The 14,858-nt window shown below is 61.3% G+C and carries 14 protein-coding genes; 3 read left to right on the top strand and 11 right to left on the bottom strand.

Translation table 11 applies throughout. From position 1 onward, the window contains the following. Positions 1-37 precede the first annotated feature (37 nt). Positions 38-1,129 carry a YeiH family protein gene (locus IFT55_RS14585; protein ID WP_342029324.1) on the bottom strand — a complete coding sequence of 364 codons (1,092 nt, stop codon included), beginning with the start codon at positions 1,127-1,129 and terminating at the stop codon, positions 38-40. A gap of 109 nt (positions 1,130-1,238) precedes the next feature. Here IFT55_RS14585 and IFT55_RS14580 point away from each other — a divergent pair, with 109 nt between their 5' ends. After that, positions 1,239-2,111 (top strand): LysR family transcriptional regulator, encoded by an 873-nt coding sequence (locus tag IFT55_RS14580; RefSeq protein ID WP_192093083.1) that lies wholly within the window; start codon positions 1,239-1,241, stop codon positions 2,109-2,111. A gap of 656 nt (positions 2,112-2,767) precedes the next feature. Here IFT55_RS14580 and IFT55_RS14575 read toward each other — a convergent pair. Next, entirely contained in the window at positions 2,768-3,328 is a 561-nt protein-coding gene (locus IFT55_RS14575) for a hypothetical protein (protein WP_192093082.1), read from the bottom strand. A 296-nt stretch (positions 3,329-3,624) separates the two neighbouring features. On the opposite strand from IFT55_RS14575, the gene IFT55_RS14570 reads away from it, so the two are divergent. After that, entirely contained in the window at positions 3,625-4,167 is a 543-nt protein-coding gene (locus tag IFT55_RS14570) for a YybH family protein (protein ID WP_192093081.1), read from the top strand. 71 nt (positions 4,168-4,238) lie between these two features. Here the strand turns inward: IFT55_RS14570 and IFT55_RS14565 are convergent, their stop codons facing one another. The 5 genes from IFT55_RS14565 to IFT55_RS14545 form a co-directional block, all read right to left on the bottom strand. After that, complete coding sequence (locus IFT55_RS14565) at positions 4,239-4,592, bottom strand: hypothetical protein (protein WP_192093080.1); 354 nt, start codon at positions 4,590-4,592, stop codon at positions 4,239-4,241. Positions 4,593-4,790: 198 nt separating this feature from the next. After that, on the bottom strand, positions 4,791-5,420 hold the full coding sequence (locus IFT55_RS14560; RefSeq protein WP_192093079.1) for an SOS response-associated peptidase family protein: 630 nt from the start codon (positions 5,418-5,420) through the stop codon (positions 4,791-4,793). Between the two features lie 14 nt (positions 5,421-5,434). Then, positions 5,435-6,067, bottom strand: coding sequence for a hypothetical protein (locus tag IFT55_RS14555; RefSeq protein WP_192093078.1), 633 nt, complete (start codon positions 6,065-6,067; stop codon positions 5,435-5,437). Between the two features lie 260 nt (positions 6,068-6,327). Further along, the gene (locus IFT55_RS14550) at positions 6,328-7,704 is read right to left on the bottom strand and encodes a hypothetical protein (RefSeq protein WP_192093077.1); all 1,377 of its coding nucleotides are present in this window, start codon (positions 7,702-7,704) and stop codon (positions 6,328-6,330) included. A 1-nt stretch (position 7,705) separates the two neighbouring features. After that, the gene (locus IFT55_RS14545) at positions 7,706-8,554 is read right to left on the bottom strand and encodes an energy transducer TonB (protein ID WP_192093076.1); all 849 of its coding nucleotides are present in this window, start codon (positions 8,552-8,554) and stop codon (positions 7,706-7,708) included. A 904-nt stretch (positions 8,555-9,458) separates the two neighbouring features. On the opposite strand from IFT55_RS14545, the gene IFT55_RS14540 reads away from it, so the two are divergent. Continuing rightward, positions 9,459-9,755 carry a hypothetical protein gene (locus IFT55_RS14540; protein WP_192093075.1) on the top strand — a complete coding sequence of 99 codons (297 nt, stop codon included), beginning with the start codon at positions 9,459-9,461 and terminating at the stop codon, positions 9,753-9,755. Between the two features lie 527 nt (positions 9,756-10,282). Here the strand turns inward: IFT55_RS14540 and IFT55_RS14535 are convergent. The 4 genes from IFT55_RS14535 to IFT55_RS14520 form a co-directional block, all read right to left on the bottom strand. Then, a complete protein-coding gene (locus tag IFT55_RS14535; RefSeq protein ID WP_192093074.1) occupies positions 10,283-10,735 on the bottom strand; it encodes a hypothetical protein in 453 nt (150 codons plus the stop codon). 110 nt (positions 10,736-10,845) lie between these two features. Further along, on the bottom strand, positions 10,846-12,003 hold the full coding sequence (locus IFT55_RS14530) for a tyrosine-type recombinase/integrase (RefSeq protein ID WP_192093073.1): 1,158 nt from the start codon (positions 12,001-12,003) through the stop codon (positions 10,846-10,848). Between the two features lie 449 nt (positions 12,004-12,452). Beyond that, positions 12,453-13,790: a VapE domain-containing protein gene (locus IFT55_RS14525; protein ID WP_192093072.1), complete on the bottom strand. Its 1,338-nt coding sequence runs from the start codon at positions 13,788-13,790 to the stop codon at positions 12,453-12,455. Positions 13,791-14,400: 610 nt separating this feature from the next. Further along, on the bottom strand, positions 14,401-14,853 hold the full coding sequence (locus tag IFT55_RS14520; RefSeq protein WP_192093071.1) for a hypothetical protein: 453 nt from the start codon (positions 14,851-14,853) through the stop codon (positions 14,401-14,403). Positions 14,854-14,858: the final 5 nt, after the last annotated feature.

Genomic DNA, 14,858 nt, shown 5'->3' with positions numbered 1-14,858 from the left:
CAGATAATATTCGATCCGCTTTGTGCGGGACCGACCATCAGACGATGTGCAACAGGGCGAGCAGGGTCAGGCTGATGGCGCCAAGGCCTAGCAGCGACAGTATGACGGCCGCCGTGACCCGTCCGCCCGCCTTGGCGACGGTGCGAACATCCACGCCCAGCCCCAATGCGGCCATCGACACCACGGTAAGCAGCGTCGCCACCCGACTGATCGGCGCAATCGCAGCGGTCGGCATCAGCCCCATCGACCGACAGGCGACCATCACGAGAAAGCCGATGATGAACCACGGGATCAGGTGGGCGAGGTCGAACGTCTTTGCCCGCGCGGTGCCCGCTACGACGTCTCCCGCAGGCACCTCCTGCGGGGCAAGGCGCGGCGCGATCAGCGACAGGACGAGGCACACGGGCCCAAGCATCAACACGCGGACCAGCTTGACCAGCGTTCCCATTTGCACGGCCGCAGCCCCCAGCGGTGAGGCGGCCGCGATCACCTGCGGCACCGCATAAACGGTCAGCCCGGCAAGCGCGCCAAAAGCGATGCCGTTCATGCCAAGCGCGATCCCGAGCAGCGGCAGGCCGAGCACGACGATCACGCCCAGCACGGCGGTGAACGCGATGGAGGCGGCGACATCGTCGCTATCGGCATCGATCACCGGTGCCACGGCTGCGATGGCCGAGTTGCCACAGATCGAGTTTCCACACGCGACTAGCAACGCCATGCGGGTTGGCAGGCGGAGCAGGCGACCGATGCCGAAGCTGAGCAGGATCGCACTTCCCACCACACCGGCAATTCCAACAAGCAGAGGTACGCCAGCGGCCAGGATGGTGGCGGCGCTGACAGAGGCCCCAAGCAGGACGACCGCGACTTCCAGCAGGTATTTGGCGCTGAACGCGATGCCGTCGTGCCATGTGTCGTCGGGTATCCACAGGCTGCGGATCGCCGTGCCAATCAGGATGGCGAGCACCAGCGCCTCCAGCCATGCCTTTCCGGCCATTGCCCGCTCGCCTGCCTCCAACGCATAGGCCATGCCGGTCACGACCAAGCACAGACCGATACCCGGCAGGAGTTTGATCAGTCTGTCAGACGGGCCGATCGAAGCGGCATTTTGAGGTTCGGCAACGGTGGTCACGGGGATGTTCCTTCCGCTAAGTCATCTATGCCGCGATTACCGATCGATCCAACGCATCTATATTGTTGTTCCAATCGTCAAATATGATTGATCGCGCTATGGGCCCGACATGACGTTGGAGCAGCTTCGCATTTTCGTCGCCGTGGCCGAGCGCGAGCATATGACCGCGGCCGCCCGGGCCCTGAACGTTACCCAGTCGGCGGCCTCCGCGGCCATTGCTGCGCTGGAGGAACGACATGCGATCAAGCTGTTCCACCGCGTCGGGCGCGGTATCGCACTGACCGAGGCCGGGCGGCTGTTCCTGGCCGAGGCGCGCGGAGTCCTCGCACGGGCGGAAACGGCCGAGACGGTGCTACGCGAACTGGGCGGGCTGGAGCGCGGCACGCTCCGGGTCGTCGCCAGCCAGACCATCGCGGCCTATTGGCTGCCGCCTTTCCTCGCGACTTTCCACTCGCGCCATCCCGCGATCGATATCGACCTTGCGATCGGCAACAGCGAACAGGCAGCCGCGCGCGTCCATGACGGCGAGGCGGACCTGGGCATCATCGAAGGGCAGATCGACGATCCGGCGCTGGCGCACTGGCCGATTGGCGAGGATCGATTGCTACTGGTCGGTGCCAGGCCGTTCGGGGACATGCCGATCGACGCCGCATGGCTGCGTCAGGCCCGTTGGGTACTGCGCGAACCAGGGTCCGGCACACGATCGACGTTCGACAGCCACTTGCGTCGACTGTGCGTTGATCCAGCCATGCTCGACATGGCGCTGATGATGCCCTCTAACGAGAGCGTTCGCACGGCTGTGGAGGCGGGGGCAGGCGTCGCCGTCCTGTCGGCGCTGGTGGTCGGACCGGCCATTGAAGCAGGCACATTGCACGTCGCCCCGATCGCGTTCGAGCCTCGCCCCTTCTTCGGATTACGCCATAAGGAGCGCTATCGCACGAAAGCTGCAGACGCTTTGCTGAGCGTGATCGCCTCGCGATAGACTTTTCTCGATTCTGAGGTTTTTGACGGGTTTTTAGGAAAGATATCTGTTTCCCGATATTGGATCACTCGGGAAAGCTGGCAGTCCTACAAGAGGCAGCTATCCGCTTCGGTGCTCCCGATAGCTGACGGGCGGAAAAGTCCCAATCTCGGCCGTTCCGGTGGCAGAGCTTGATTGCTTGAGCGGCTGCTCCACTCATATGAACGAACGGCAGCTTTCGGGAAGCGGGAGGGCCCCTGCGAATGACCGTTTCTGGGCGTTAGCCGCCATTCCGCCGGGTCGCTGACAACACGTCTTGCACACCATGCTGATGGTCAGATTGCCTCTCAGGAGGGACGGTTGAGGTTTCGTGACCGCCACGCCCGCGATGAAGTCTGCCGCTTCAGCCATAATCGATTTATGCAGCCTGCGGGCAGGCCGAGATGCGAAAGACTCGGCTTTATGCTCGGCTCCTCGCCGGTCGCCTGCTGGGGATCGGTCGTTGCGAGGTGCCGTCGAGGCCTATAGACCACCGCCAGCGGAGCTACCGGTTTATGACTAAGAAGACGATGTTAATTGCCGCACTCGTTATGGGCGTAGTCCTGCTCTTCCTTATGGGTATCTCCATCGGTCTGAGAATCTGATCGAGAACGAGCGTTAGCTACGGGGTAGGTGCGTCAGAATAGCGCAACTAGGTATCGCAGGATCAGCAATGACAGCAGGACGAGGTTGGCGCGGCGTCCTCGCGCAAACGCTGCAATAACGAGCATTAAACCGAAGAGTATCACCGACGCGGCTGCGGGCGCGTTGCTCACCATCACTGCCAAAGCGGGGACAGAGAGAAAGTAGCTAACTTGAACTGCGAACAGTGCAAAGAGGATGCCGAGCACCCAGCGTTTAACCCTCAGATAATGAAGGTCTAGGTCCGGCGCATCGGCTTCCCGTGGTGGGAAAACGAGATGGGCTGCGAGGTAGTAACTACCCGCGAATGCTAAGCCTGCCGTCAAAGTCCCGCCCGTGACGGTAAGACTGTCACGTAGCCGCCAAGCCGATAACCAGAATGTCATAAGGTCCATCATGACGAACACCGCGAGAAGCGGCGTCAGCCAGCCCACACGATACGCCTGCTCCAGCCGTAGCCGCGCCTCAAGGGTGCGAGCTAACCCGCCTACGAGTTCAACCACGCTGAAGCCGAGCAGCAGCCCGAACAGCGAGAAAACAAACTCGAATGCGCTCACAAGTGCTCCCCTTTGGGCACGCCCTCGCATTCACCGCTGATTTTCGCAACAGGCGGGAAGGAGGCGAGATGTAGGCTATGGACGGTACGCGGACATGCCGACACACCTTGCGCGACATGCCGAGGGCCGGTTCCCCAAAGCGCGGCACCGCCTAATTGTTGTGCCCGCGTGTTGGATGTCCGGAAGTGGTGGAAAGCGGTCGTCCTAAACGGGTGCGTTCAGCCCGTGCTATTGCCAGTTCCGCCGGATGCGGCATGATGGCCCGCCATCTTCGGCGAACGTGTAGGGAGCATCGCATGCGACACCTGAAATATTTCGCGCCGCTTGCGTTATGTGCTGGTAGCTTCGGGGCACCCGGAAACGCTCAAACCGCTGATGACCGAGCAGCCGTCGAGACTGTCGTGGCTCAGCATTATCGGACGTTCGGTCAACGTCAGGCAGATGCTTACGGTGCCCTGTTTACGACTGACGCCGTTTTCATCACGGTCGAGGGCATGAAGATGGATGGCCGGAAGGAGATTATCGAAGGTAACGCTTGGTTTTTCCGGATGGTCGATGCCGAAAAGAATAACGTGACCTATAAAAACCTCACGGTCAGATTTCTTAACCCCACCACTGCCGTCACCTATAGCGTGTGGGACGGACTGTGGACGAAGCCTGCAACCAGCGGTCGAGCTCAGTCGGGCTACCTATCAATGACGCTGAGCAAGGTCGGGGGCCGATGGCTCATCGCTTCGGCTACAAATGCGTTCAACTATCGCGGCACTCCAGATTATGACCTGCTCGAATATGACGTGATGCGCGCCAACATGCGTAAGGGCGAGACGCCGCCCAAATGAACGTCTGCAAGTGAGCGTTTGCGAACGTTCCGCCGATTAGGAGTGAGCGGACGGACTTCCTCCGCTTGGTACTATCGTGTTGCGCCCGTCGTTCCGGCAAGACGATCAAGCCAAGCCTGAGCCTGCTTCCGCTCGCCTACAGCTTGCGGCCCGACCGGTCCGCGCGACGCGAGAAATTGGAGGTGCAGATCGTACGTAGGCATCGCAAGCTGTTTCCGCGCGCCATCAATGGCATCGGCTATCTCGTTGAGATTGTCGACGATGGGGGCGATCAGTGCGCCTGTGCGAGCATCACTGGTGTGACCGAACAGACCCGGTTTTCCTGACGCAGTAGTTCGCAAAGCGGCTATCAGCGCCGCCGTGTACTCATCCTCGAGCTCCGCCCTTCGATCGTCGATGCGGGCGAACCGGTCAGCCTTTGCCATGCAGGGCGTGTAAATCGTCGTCGCGACGTCCGCAAACGGTAAGCTTGCCCTTCGATCGGCTGGTCAGGTGAAAGCGTCGACAGCGGTCGCAAAGGTAGGGGTGGAGCGCCAATCCGAACCCAGCCGCAGCCGCCCGAGCGTCCGCCTCGGTGTCGAACCGGCGCTTCTTCCGGCAGACGCTGAGCCGGGTGCGCATCGTTAGGCGGCTTTTCGGGTCGGAAACACCGGTCCGCGCACGGTCATCACGTCGGGGTCGTAGGGGCGCTGCAACGCGAGCACGTCATCATAACTCCCGCGCAGCCACGTGTCGCAATCCTCGGGCCGCAGGATCGTGATCATCGCCTTGGGGTGGATCGGCGCGACCAGCTCGTTGGGATCACACGTCACCATCGTGAACCCGTTGCCCTCCTTGGTCGTCTGCCAGAACCCCGCCACGGCGAACGTCGGCTGATTGGTGACCTGAAACCACATCTCGCCTTTCAGTGGCGGCTTGCCGTCGCCCAGATCGACCTTGTCCGGCGTCCACTCGCAAAACTCGGTGAGCGGGATCAGGCAGCGGTTCGCCGGTTCGGCCGCCAGTTTGCGCCATTGCGGCAGCTTGAGGTTGCGGACGTTGGTCATTGGCCACGGTGCAGCGCCGCCCAGCACATCCCAGCTCATCACGTCCCAGCCACGTTCGCCGTCCTGTTCCCGGATGACGTAGGCGCGGCCTTTGGGACGCAGCTCCTGCGGATTGAACCGGTTGTCGCGAGGTCGCTCGACGAACAGTTTCGCGGCCGAACCGAACAGGTCGGCTGGTTCACCCGCATATCGGGCACGGTTACACATACGCTACCTGCTCACTACCGGACACGGCGCAGCTTCGCCGACGCGCTGCCCAACTCAACCTCAAGGACGTCGGCGCGCGGGTCGAGCGCTCTGGCCTCGTAGTCGAACGGCTCAACATCGCTTGGATGGTAGGTGAACCGGTGATCGTTGGGCGCGCCCGGCGTCATCATGAACGTCGCAAGCGGTTTGCTGTCGGCTTCGCGCACGATGGTCACTTCGCCGGTCACCGGTCCGTCTTCCAGCCGTGCTTCGTTCCGCCCGTCGCTCATGTAGAACAGGCCCGCCGCGTTCGGCCAGGTGACGGCAAGCCCGTCGGCCGGCGCTCCGTTGGGCAGCGTCGCCACGACGCGAAGCGCGACGCCGGGATCTCGCTTGGGGGAGCCCGCAGGGTCAAGTCGCACCGGTCCCGGCTTGTTGAAAATGTGTATCCGGTCGCCCCGGACGGTCCAGTAGCCGTTGGAACGAACGCCTTCTTGCCCACTGATGTTGTACAGGGCGGTGCCGTCCCGGTTGAGGTGGACGTCCACCGCAAACCCTTCCTCCTCGAAGTGGTACTTGCCCACCAGCTGATCGGGCATCGCCTCGATCTGGGCCGCGACGGGCAGCGGCATGGCGGCGATCAGGAACGCGGAAAGTACAGTTTTCATAACGACGGTGTCGCACTCGCTTATCGGCTTCGCAACGCCAGTTTGATCTCCGGCCGCGAACAGTCAAGTTCAACGCGCAGCGGTTCGACCGCTTGAATGCCGCAACGGTCATGTAGCGAAACTTCGCTCCAGTCTTGCACTATGCGAGTATAAGTACGTGGGAGCCGGATCCTCCGAGATAGTCGTCGTGCAGTGTGCTATAACCGATCAGAAGGATCTTGTTATAGAAGCGTGAGTGGATGGCTGGCTGCGGCGGCGTTCTACATCGGTGCGGGACGAGTAACGAACGTGCGGATGGTTGCGTACCCTTTTAACGCTTCCCGGATGGCCGGCCGATCTCGAATTCCATCGAAGCCAGTTTGCCAGCGGCGCTGCCACCGGCCCCACGCGGGAACCGGTTGCTGCTGAAGCCACTCGAGCGACGAGCTGCCGCGTTGACGCCTTAGCGCGCTGGCTACAATTCCGGCTGCTCTGTCGTTCTCGCCCAAACAGAAGAGAGCCTGCGCCTTGAACAGGTCCGATTCCGCAAGACCGAGTAGCGCATCACGATATTGTTGCGCGGAGGTAAGATCGCCTGCGTCGGCTGCGGCGCAAACCTCGATCCGTTTTAGCGAGGCTTGAATCCAGCCGCCGTCCTTAACCTCGCCCGCTTCAAGCGAGCGTACTTGCATTAACGCGTCGGCTGGGCGGCCAAGATCGCCCAGCATCACCGCCCGGAACTTCGCCACCTCGGTGTAGCTGTCATGTTTGCGGGGCAAGGTGGCGGTGAGAGCGGCGAGATGCTGAACCGCTTCGTTCCCCGACCCCGATTGCGCCATCGCCTTCGCCGTCGCCATTGCAATTAGCGCCCGGTCTTCGATGGTAGCGTCGATCAATGACGCAGCCTTCAGCACCGTAAGGGCGCCGTCAGGGTCCCCATGTGCAGCCAGCCAGTCGGCACGCCGCGCGATCAAAGTCAGCGACGCACCCGGACCACGGACAATATCGGCCAATGCCAAACCCTCAGCCGCGTCGGCCTTTGCCAGATTCTCGCCCCAGCGTTCTACGATCGCGGGATGCAGCGCGGCGTAGCGATCCTGTTCCAGCAAGGCCCGCAACATCTCGGGATCGTCGATGCCATCAAGCCACCGCCGTGCAGCAACCGGATCGTTCCTATCGATCGCATCGTCGATCAGCACGCGCCGGGCATAGACCGGTTCCCAGCCGCGTGGCCCGCTCGACCAACCGCTTGTCAGGATGGCACGCGCCATTTGCAAGCGATCCTGACCCTCCGCCAAATATATGGCGGTCCGAACGTGAAGCGGATCGAGCAGCAATAGCGGGGCGGCTAGGCGGACCGGCCGTTCAGAGGCCATACGGGCGAAGATCGAAGCCGCCCAACTACGGCGCTGCGCCGCAATCGCGGAAAACCGGACAACGAACCGGGCCGGTTCGGCAGGATAGCGTCGCTCCAAGGCGTCGCCGATTTTGTACGCACGCTCGTATCTGCCCGCGCGTACGGCGGCCAAGCCCTGCTCGATCAACGCACCTGCCACCGGGTCTTGCCAGCGCGACGCGCCGGGCGGTGGGGCAGCCTGGTTAGCAGCCGCCGGTGCCCAGCAGCACGCGACCGCGATCAGAAGCCAGCTTCTGCGCATATTAATTTCCAAACCGTGGCACACGCCAGTTGATCATCATTACCAACTTGCTTTCTGCCGGCTTCCCCGCCGCATCAATCGCAGGACTGAAGCGCCCGTTAGTCAGGAACGTGGCGCAGGTAACGTCGTCCAACGTTTTATCGCCGGATGGACCGACCACCTTGCAGTCGCCCACCCGACCATCGGTGCGAACCGTCAATACGGCAGTCACGCTGCCGGATATGCCTGACGAAAGAGCAGACTTTGGATAGAGATCAGGCGTGAACCAGTCCGGGCGTATTGCCATCGCCGAAGCCCTGAACGTCTTTTCTGCCTGCACGTCTACCCCCCACGCCGCCAGCAGCCGATCGGTACAGTCGTGAAGCGCCTTAATCGCCTTACGTGCTGACGGCGTCGCAAATTCAGCTACCGGCTTGTCACGGTATCGAAGGCTAAAAGTGTCGTTGGCCGCAATCTCGTCTAAGAGGTTTGGCGGCACCGAAGTGACCGCCACCCCGTTAAGAGTATCCTTTTGCGTTCCCATGGGTATTAGTTCTGCCTTCACCCGGGTTCCGCCCGGTAGCAGGACGATCTCACCTTCGAGGATGCGGCGAACAAGCCCTGTGTCCCATTTGCGACCCATCACCAGCAACTCGGCTGATGAACGCCCGGGCGTCATCCGCAACGTTAACACGGGGGCGGCTGGATCGGCGGACTGGCGCACTAACGCGCAATACCGTTCGCCGTAGTCGATCGACCAACTGCTAGAAGCGCCGGCAGGAGACGGTACCTGCGCGATAGCCGGTGCCGACACTTGCGTCTGCGCCATAACCGCCGCGGCCGTTACCAGCCGGCTTATCATGGATGCCATATGCCCCTCCCCTTGAGAAAGATCATGAGAGGCATCGATTGGGTTGTAAATCCCCGGGGGAAGTACGTTGGCGACGCTTCATTGCGATGCTGCCGGTTTGCCGTCTCCTACCGATTGCCGAACCCGGCCATGGCGAACGTTGGTTGGTTCGTAACCTCAAACTACATCTCACCTTGAACTAAGCCACAACGCTATCGCCGTGTTGCTTCTCGACTGACAGCGCTTCGGCCAGGCGCTCTTCTTCGGGCGCAGTGGCGGACTACTCGCACCCTACACCACACCTGTCCGTCACCGTCCCAAACGCGGGTTCAAGTGCATACGAACGGTTTGCCTGCGGAGGTCGCGGCGACAGCGATAAATAGCGTTGCGAGCATTGAAGCACGCTAGGCTAACGGGCCTCGGGCGCAACATCCTCGTCGTGTGAAGGTAGACGCTCGAATCGAAGACGGCGCATGTCGGTGGAAAGGCCTTGCCGGTCGAATCCATAGGCAGGGGGTCGATGGACGGACAGAGCCTTCGCGCTCACAAGGGCGGCCTGTACGGCTTGCCCGACCGGTATGTTCCCAACGACTTACCTGATCGGTAAAAGACTGAACGCTCCGACGGCGCCGAGTGTGGCGCCCAGCAGCATACTGGCGATGATTACGCGAAGGCGCCGCTCTTGTCCCATTTGCCAGCCTTACGCGTCCCGCGATGAAGGATTCTGTCATGTGCATGGTAAACGGGCTCAGATTGCGCCGCAGGGCGCCGCATGGTCGGAGCACGATAAGTTGTCGTTGGTTGAGGCGATGACGCCCCGCCCGGTGTAGGACGGAGCTGCGAGGCATCATCGCTCAGGTACGCGACAGGAGGCCTTGCCTCGATCGCCCCGTAACCGGTGACCGGTAAACAACTGGAGAATGCGATGGCAAAAGATCCAGCGTGGCTCACCGCCGCACGTGCAAAGCTCGGCACGCGTGAAGCTGCCGGTATCGCCAACAACGGCACCATCATCGGCTGGGCCAAACGACTTGGCATGAAGGTTCTGGGGATCGTCTATAACGCGGACAGCGTGCCGTGGTGCGGCGTCTTCGTGGCGACATGTATGCAGGAGGCAGGACTGCCGTCCGCGCCGATAGCGGTTCGCGCCATGGCTTGGGCCACTTACGGCGTCCGGCTGCGCTTCGAACGGCTGGCGCCGGGGGCAATTCTCGTTTTTTAGCGTCCGGGCGGAGGTCATGTCGGCTTCTATGTCGGGGAGGACGCAGCAGCTTTTCACGTACTGGGCGGTAATCAAGGCGACCGCGTCAGCGTCATGCGGATTGCGCGCGAACGGTGCGTTGCCGCTCGATGGCCGACGGACGTTCCGGTGATCGGTGGTCCTGTGATCCGTCCACCGAACAGCGCGCCGTTGTCCAGAAACGAAGCGTAGCAACCGACGAGGTCTCCGTCGGCCTCAGCTTCTTCACGACTGCTCCGGGCGAGGTTCGCCAACGAATTCGCGCGAAGCCGCGCCACGGCTGGTGGTGCGGACTTCAAACGGCACTTCGATACTCGACGTAGAGAGTTCGATGTTATGGCCTGTTACAGAAGCTGAGAGCGCCGAAGCGACCGGTTCCACTGGGTGTGGTCCCGGCGGCAGTCCGAGGGGTTCTCAGCTTCTGCGATAAGGTCCGTCTGGGGCGGCGTTGCGTTGTCGGTTGATCTGATCGGTGAGGCGGGGAGCGTGACAACCCCCCGCCCCGGTCGTCAGACGTGCAGCGCGTACGTGCCGTCCGGCTCCTTGCGCCAGCGATGCCGGTCCGGGTGATCCCCCGCTTCCGACTTCACGAAGCGCGCCACGTGCCCTCCATTGAAGCCCACTTTGATCAGCACCGCTATGATCCCGCCTATCGTGTTGACGCCCTCGCCGATGCACGCCGTGATCGCCGCGATGACCGCGTCGTTCCTGTTCGGACCGCAGTCATGGACCAGCCGTCGAAGTCGGGGTATCAACGCGATCTGACCAATAGGCGGAGCCGACACGGCCTTCTTCCGAATGTGGATGTTCGCCGCCGATCGGCTAGCGGGAGGGGCGACCGGAGCGGGCGCCGTTCTCACAGGCGACTTGGGGAAGATGAGGTGAGCAGCGGAGCGAGGTTTCGCCGCGGCGGCGGTCTTTCGAATCCGAACTTCGGCGATCGGTGTGGGGGTGGTGTTCATTTCGATTCCTTCGAAGCGCGACTGCGCGGGCCAAAAAAAAAATGGCGGTTAATGGTGCCCCCCCGCCCGCCTCCGGCCGAAGCCAGAGAACGAGCGGGGGGGAAAGGCGATCAGGCTGACTGTGCCTGCTTCGCGGCGCCGGCCTCGACGGCGGCGAGCAACGTGTCGTTCGCGAGGTGCGCGTACCGGGCCGAACTGGCGACGTTGGCGTGCCCCAACACCTTCCCGACCGCGAACAGGTCGACGCCCGAGTTGACCATGAAGCTCGCGGCGCTGTGCCGCAGGTCGTGGATGCGAAGTCCCGGCAAAACCGCGGCGTCACGCGCAGTCTGCCAGCCGTGCTTAATCGTGGTCAGATGCTTCTTCGCGTCTTTCGGACTGGGGAACAGATAGACCGCCCCGGTCGCCTTCGGCAGGCGAGCGATGATGTCCAGCGCGGCCTGCGCCAACGGCACGTGGCGTGACCGGCCGTTCTTAGACGTCGGCACGAACAGGGTGCGACGACCCACGTCCACGTTCTCCCAACGGGCCGACAGCAGCTCCGACACCCGCATGCCGGTCTTCAACAGCAACCCCACGATCGGAGCCAACAGCGGGTTGCGGGACTGTTCGGCGGCGGCCAGCAGGCGGGCGGCTTCATCGGCGTTGATGTACCGCTCCCGGGCATTGTTCAGCGGTTTGCTCTGGATGCCACGGACCGGGTTCCGCTCGCAGCCCGCGATCCCCCAGCGTGCGCCCAACTCGAACGACCGGCCGAAGATCGCCTTGATCTTGACGACCGTTCCGGGCGCCAATCCTTCCGACCGCTTGTCGTCCAGCCACTGCGCCACCGCCCTGCCGTCGATGTCGGTGAGACGCGTGCGGCCCCACCGGGGGACGATGTGCAGCCGCATGTAACCCTCGGTCGTGTCGTACGATCGCTGGTGCAGCTTGGCGTCGGCCAGATGCTGCGCGGCCAGTTCGGCGTACAGCGGAACAGCCTTGGCCTCGGCCTTCCGGGCGGAGGGGTCGCCGCCCATGACGACCTCGGATCGCAGCCGTTGCGCCGCCTTCTTGGCCGCCGCGAAGGTGATGTCTTCGTAACGGCCGATCTTGAACTGCTTCTGTCGGCCGGCCTGATCGAACCGCAGATAGTACGTGCGGCCGCCGGTCGAACGACATTCCAGCACGAAGCCGGTCACGGTATTGTCGTAATAATCGGTCTTGCGCTTGTCTGGCTCGCATTGTGCCAGCAGCGCGCTGGAAGCGGTGAGCGTTAACTTCGGCATGATGATGTTTCCTTATGAAAGCGCGTTGCGCGCAAAGGCACAGCGGCCGCCGCGCCGGACCGGGGGGTGAGGCCCAGTCAGGGCCGCGAGCGGCGCTGTGCGATCTGAAAACGGAGAAAAATGACGCCGCACGGTTGGCCCCGGCGGTTCGCGCTCAAGGCGGGACCGTTACGACGGCGGACAACGTTTGCTTCAGCCTCCGGTGAAGCCGGGTGAGCCGTTCCGGTCAGCGCCGGGGGGCCATTCACAGCACCCCCCGGGGTGTTCGCAGCAATTCGATGTCGTTCGTGCCTGCGAACGGCGGCGAAGTGCGGAGGGGGCGGAGGGGGGCGAGGGGCGGCGGCTGCGCGAACCTCTCGGTCAGCCACCGGCGGATGCTGTCGCTCGGAGATCGTTTACGAACTCTCCTACCCCCACCCCCCCCTACCCCTTGGTAAAGGTCTTAAAGACTAGTCGAACTTATCTCGGACCTGCTTGAGCCCGTCTGGAACGTTATCTTGCGGCACCTGACGACGAAGCGGGATCGTCCAACGATAGATGCCCCCGCTCTTCTTCGGCGGACCAAATACCTTTCGCAGCAAAGCCCCACACACTCGCGCCTGAGTCATGGTCGGATTGACGATATCCGCCAAACGCAACAGATCAGTCGCCGTCACCCGAACCATCGTCCCGACATCTTGCTGATCGAAATCAATGACGCTGGTGATGCTGTCGCGGACAACACTGGTGGTCTGGTGGCGCTCGTTCCAAGCCTCCAGTTCGGCCTCCTGTTCGGCGGTGAACCACCACTGGTCGCCCCGGTCCACAGCCTCAGCCAACTGCGCAAACAGCTGCTGCATGCTGATGCCGTGTTCGTAATCGATCGATTCCACGGCGATTACGCCCCAGCGGGTGGATCCCGATGGATCGCTGAGGAAGTCCGCCCCGTTCGCGCTGGCCATGAAAACCGTGCGGCGGGGAAACTCGGCGTCGGCGGCAGCATAGGGCAGTCGCACCACGTCCCGGTCTCGAGTCAGAATGCCCTTGAGCCGCTCCTGATCCTTTCTGAACGAGCTCTCCAGTTCGCCCAGTTCTACGATCCAGTAGCGGATGGCGGTGATCAAGCTGTCTTTGTTGGCGCCGTCGAAATGGTGGTCGGTCTTTAACACCCCCGCCCGAAGTAACGGATCGGGCACGTGGCTCATGCACCACCGTGTCTTGCCCACACTCTGGGGCCCCTGCAGCGTGAGCACCAACCTCGTCGCAAAACCCGGAACGATCGCCGCAGCGACGGCACTGAGCACCCAACAGTACATGATCGACTCCTTCAGGCTCGTCGGGTAGTCCGGGACGGTTCGCAACGTGGCGTAGTAGGCTGGAAGACGGTCGATCCCGTCCCACCCTCTCGAACGAATCCATTCCTCCACCGGATTGTACGGATGCTGGTTGGCGATTGCTTCGACGATGGCCCGCGCGTCGCCGTTTTGAATGCCATGCAACGCCATCAGACTCTTCACGTGCGCGATCATAACGTTGTCGCCGTTGTCCGGCACGCCGCCCAAGTTCGGTATCGAAAGCTCGGTACGCTTCCGAATAACATTATAACGAGCCTCGATACCGTTCCCGTCCAACAAGTATCTTACGTTCGCAATCGTAGGTGGCGGAGGCCCGTTGCCCGACGGCTGGTCCGGGAACATCCGAGTTTCCATCCGGACCGGTTGCCATTCTTCTTCCTTTGCGTCCGCTACAATTGGACGCGATTTCTCGACAGTGCGCGACTTGCGCACTGACAATTTACTAATATTCACTGCCATTTCCTTCCGAATTGGCTTCAAAGAGCATGACCTAGCGGTCGTTAGATTCTGTCGAAGAGGGGAAGTCGTGGCGGTCGCCAAAAGGGCTGACCCTGCCGTCGCCGCTCACCCGGGAGCGATGACAAACAGGCGAGCACAATCGAACGGCTGAAGCTTGAATCAGCGGTGCAAATCAGATGTCGAGAATAGGTGTACATACAAAACATCCCACAGTCGGCGACGGTTACGTCGCGGTCAGACTGCGCCACCCACTGGGGCTGACGGCTTGGGCGAATGCCTTGGATACTGCCGGGAGAACCGGCAGCGATTAAAATGAGGGCAGGCCCCCGCTGTTTCAAGTCACACGGCGCAAAAAGTTCGGCCTTGGCGACGAAGCTGGTTCGGCAGGAGCTCGTTGTCGGCGATCAGCGAGGCACACGCGAACATCAAGCGGAACGTGATGATCGTTTGGAACCGGACACCGTGATTCGGCCTCCGGTTCAGAAACCACTGAAGTTACGGCCCTGCCTTACAAAACCCAGTAATTAACTTACAGATAGTAGTGATTAGTAATGAACCCAAAACGGTACTAAAAATCACCTGTTGTATTTAAAAAGCATAATTATCAAAACAAACGCCTTTTTAAATCTGCTTTTTCCGCAGCAGCAATTATTTCTGGTGATTTGTTCCATTCTGGATCGTGCAGATCGATCATTGCCTCTTTCAAATCATTGATTATCTCAAATACTCTTGATTTGTCTACTTTAAGAATCCATGCGTCGAGACTGTCCACGCTATCTTTAATCTTTCTGAGTGCGTCAGTTCGGTTATTAGTTTGAGGTCTATTCCGCACTCGTGCAAGCCCAGCCCTTAATCCGCCATTATCTACTTGCTGGGCAGCTGCAATATACACAAATTCATCACCTCGTTTTGCTGCCCATAATCCTACTTCGTGGCCGAGTTCAGATTGAATTTTCGTAAAACCCTGTTTTACCATTTGCCATTCCGCGTCCCAGTTCTTAATTGTTATCCCGTCCACAAGCGTTTCTTCTCCGGGCTTTACTGTCCCTTTTCGCATACTGC

The sequence above is a fragment of the Sphingomonas sp. CFBP 13720 genome (assembly GCF_014842075.1).
Lineage (GTDB): Bacteria > Pseudomonadota > Alphaproteobacteria > Sphingomonadales > Sphingomonadaceae > Sphingomonas.
This window is presented reverse-complemented; position numbering and strand designations above follow the sequence as displayed.

Excerpts from the sequence above, each read along its gene's own strand:
- IFT55_RS14535 (WP_192093074.1), bottom strand. The coding sequence starts at position 10,735 with ATGAACACCACCCCCACACCGATCGCCGAAGTTCGGATTCGAAAGACC.
- IFT55_RS14520 (WP_192093071.1), bottom strand. The coding sequence starts at position 14,853 with ATGCGAAAAGGGACAGTAAAGCCCGGAGAAGAAACGCTTGTGGACGGG.
- IFT55_RS14550 (WP_192093077.1), bottom strand. The coding sequence starts at position 7,704 with ATGCGCAGAAGCTGGCTTCTGATCGCGGTCGCGTGCTGCTGGGCACCG.
- IFT55_RS14530 (WP_192093073.1), bottom strand. The coding sequence starts at position 12,003 with ATGCCGAAGTTAACGCTCACCGCTTCCAGCGCGCTGCTGGCACAATGC.
- IFT55_RS14540 (WP_192093075.1), top strand. The coding sequence starts at position 9,459 with ATGGCAAAAGATCCAGCGTGGCTCACCGCCGCACGTGCAAAGCTCGGC.
- IFT55_RS14555 (WP_192093078.1), bottom strand. The coding sequence starts at position 6,067 with ATGAAAACTGTACTTTCCGCGTTCCTGATCGCCGCCATGCCGCTGCCC.
- IFT55_RS14565 (WP_192093080.1), bottom strand. The coding sequence starts at position 4,592 with ATGGCAAAGGCTGACCGGTTCGCCCGCATCGACGATCGAAGGGCGGAG.
- IFT55_RS14560 (WP_192093079.1), bottom strand. The coding sequence starts at position 5,420 with ATGTGTAACCGTGCCCGATATGCGGGTGAACCAGCCGACCTGTTCGGT.
- IFT55_RS14570 (WP_192093081.1), top strand. The coding sequence starts at position 3,625 with ATGCGACACCTGAAATATTTCGCGCCGCTTGCGTTATGTGCTGGTAGC.
- IFT55_RS14545 (WP_192093076.1), bottom strand. The coding sequence starts at position 8,554 with ATGGCATCCATGATAAGCCGGCTGGTAACGGCCGCGGCGGTTATGGCG.
- IFT55_RS14580 (WP_192093083.1), top strand. The coding sequence starts at position 1,239 with ATGACGTTGGAGCAGCTTCGCATTTTCGTCGCCGTGGCCGAGCGCGAG.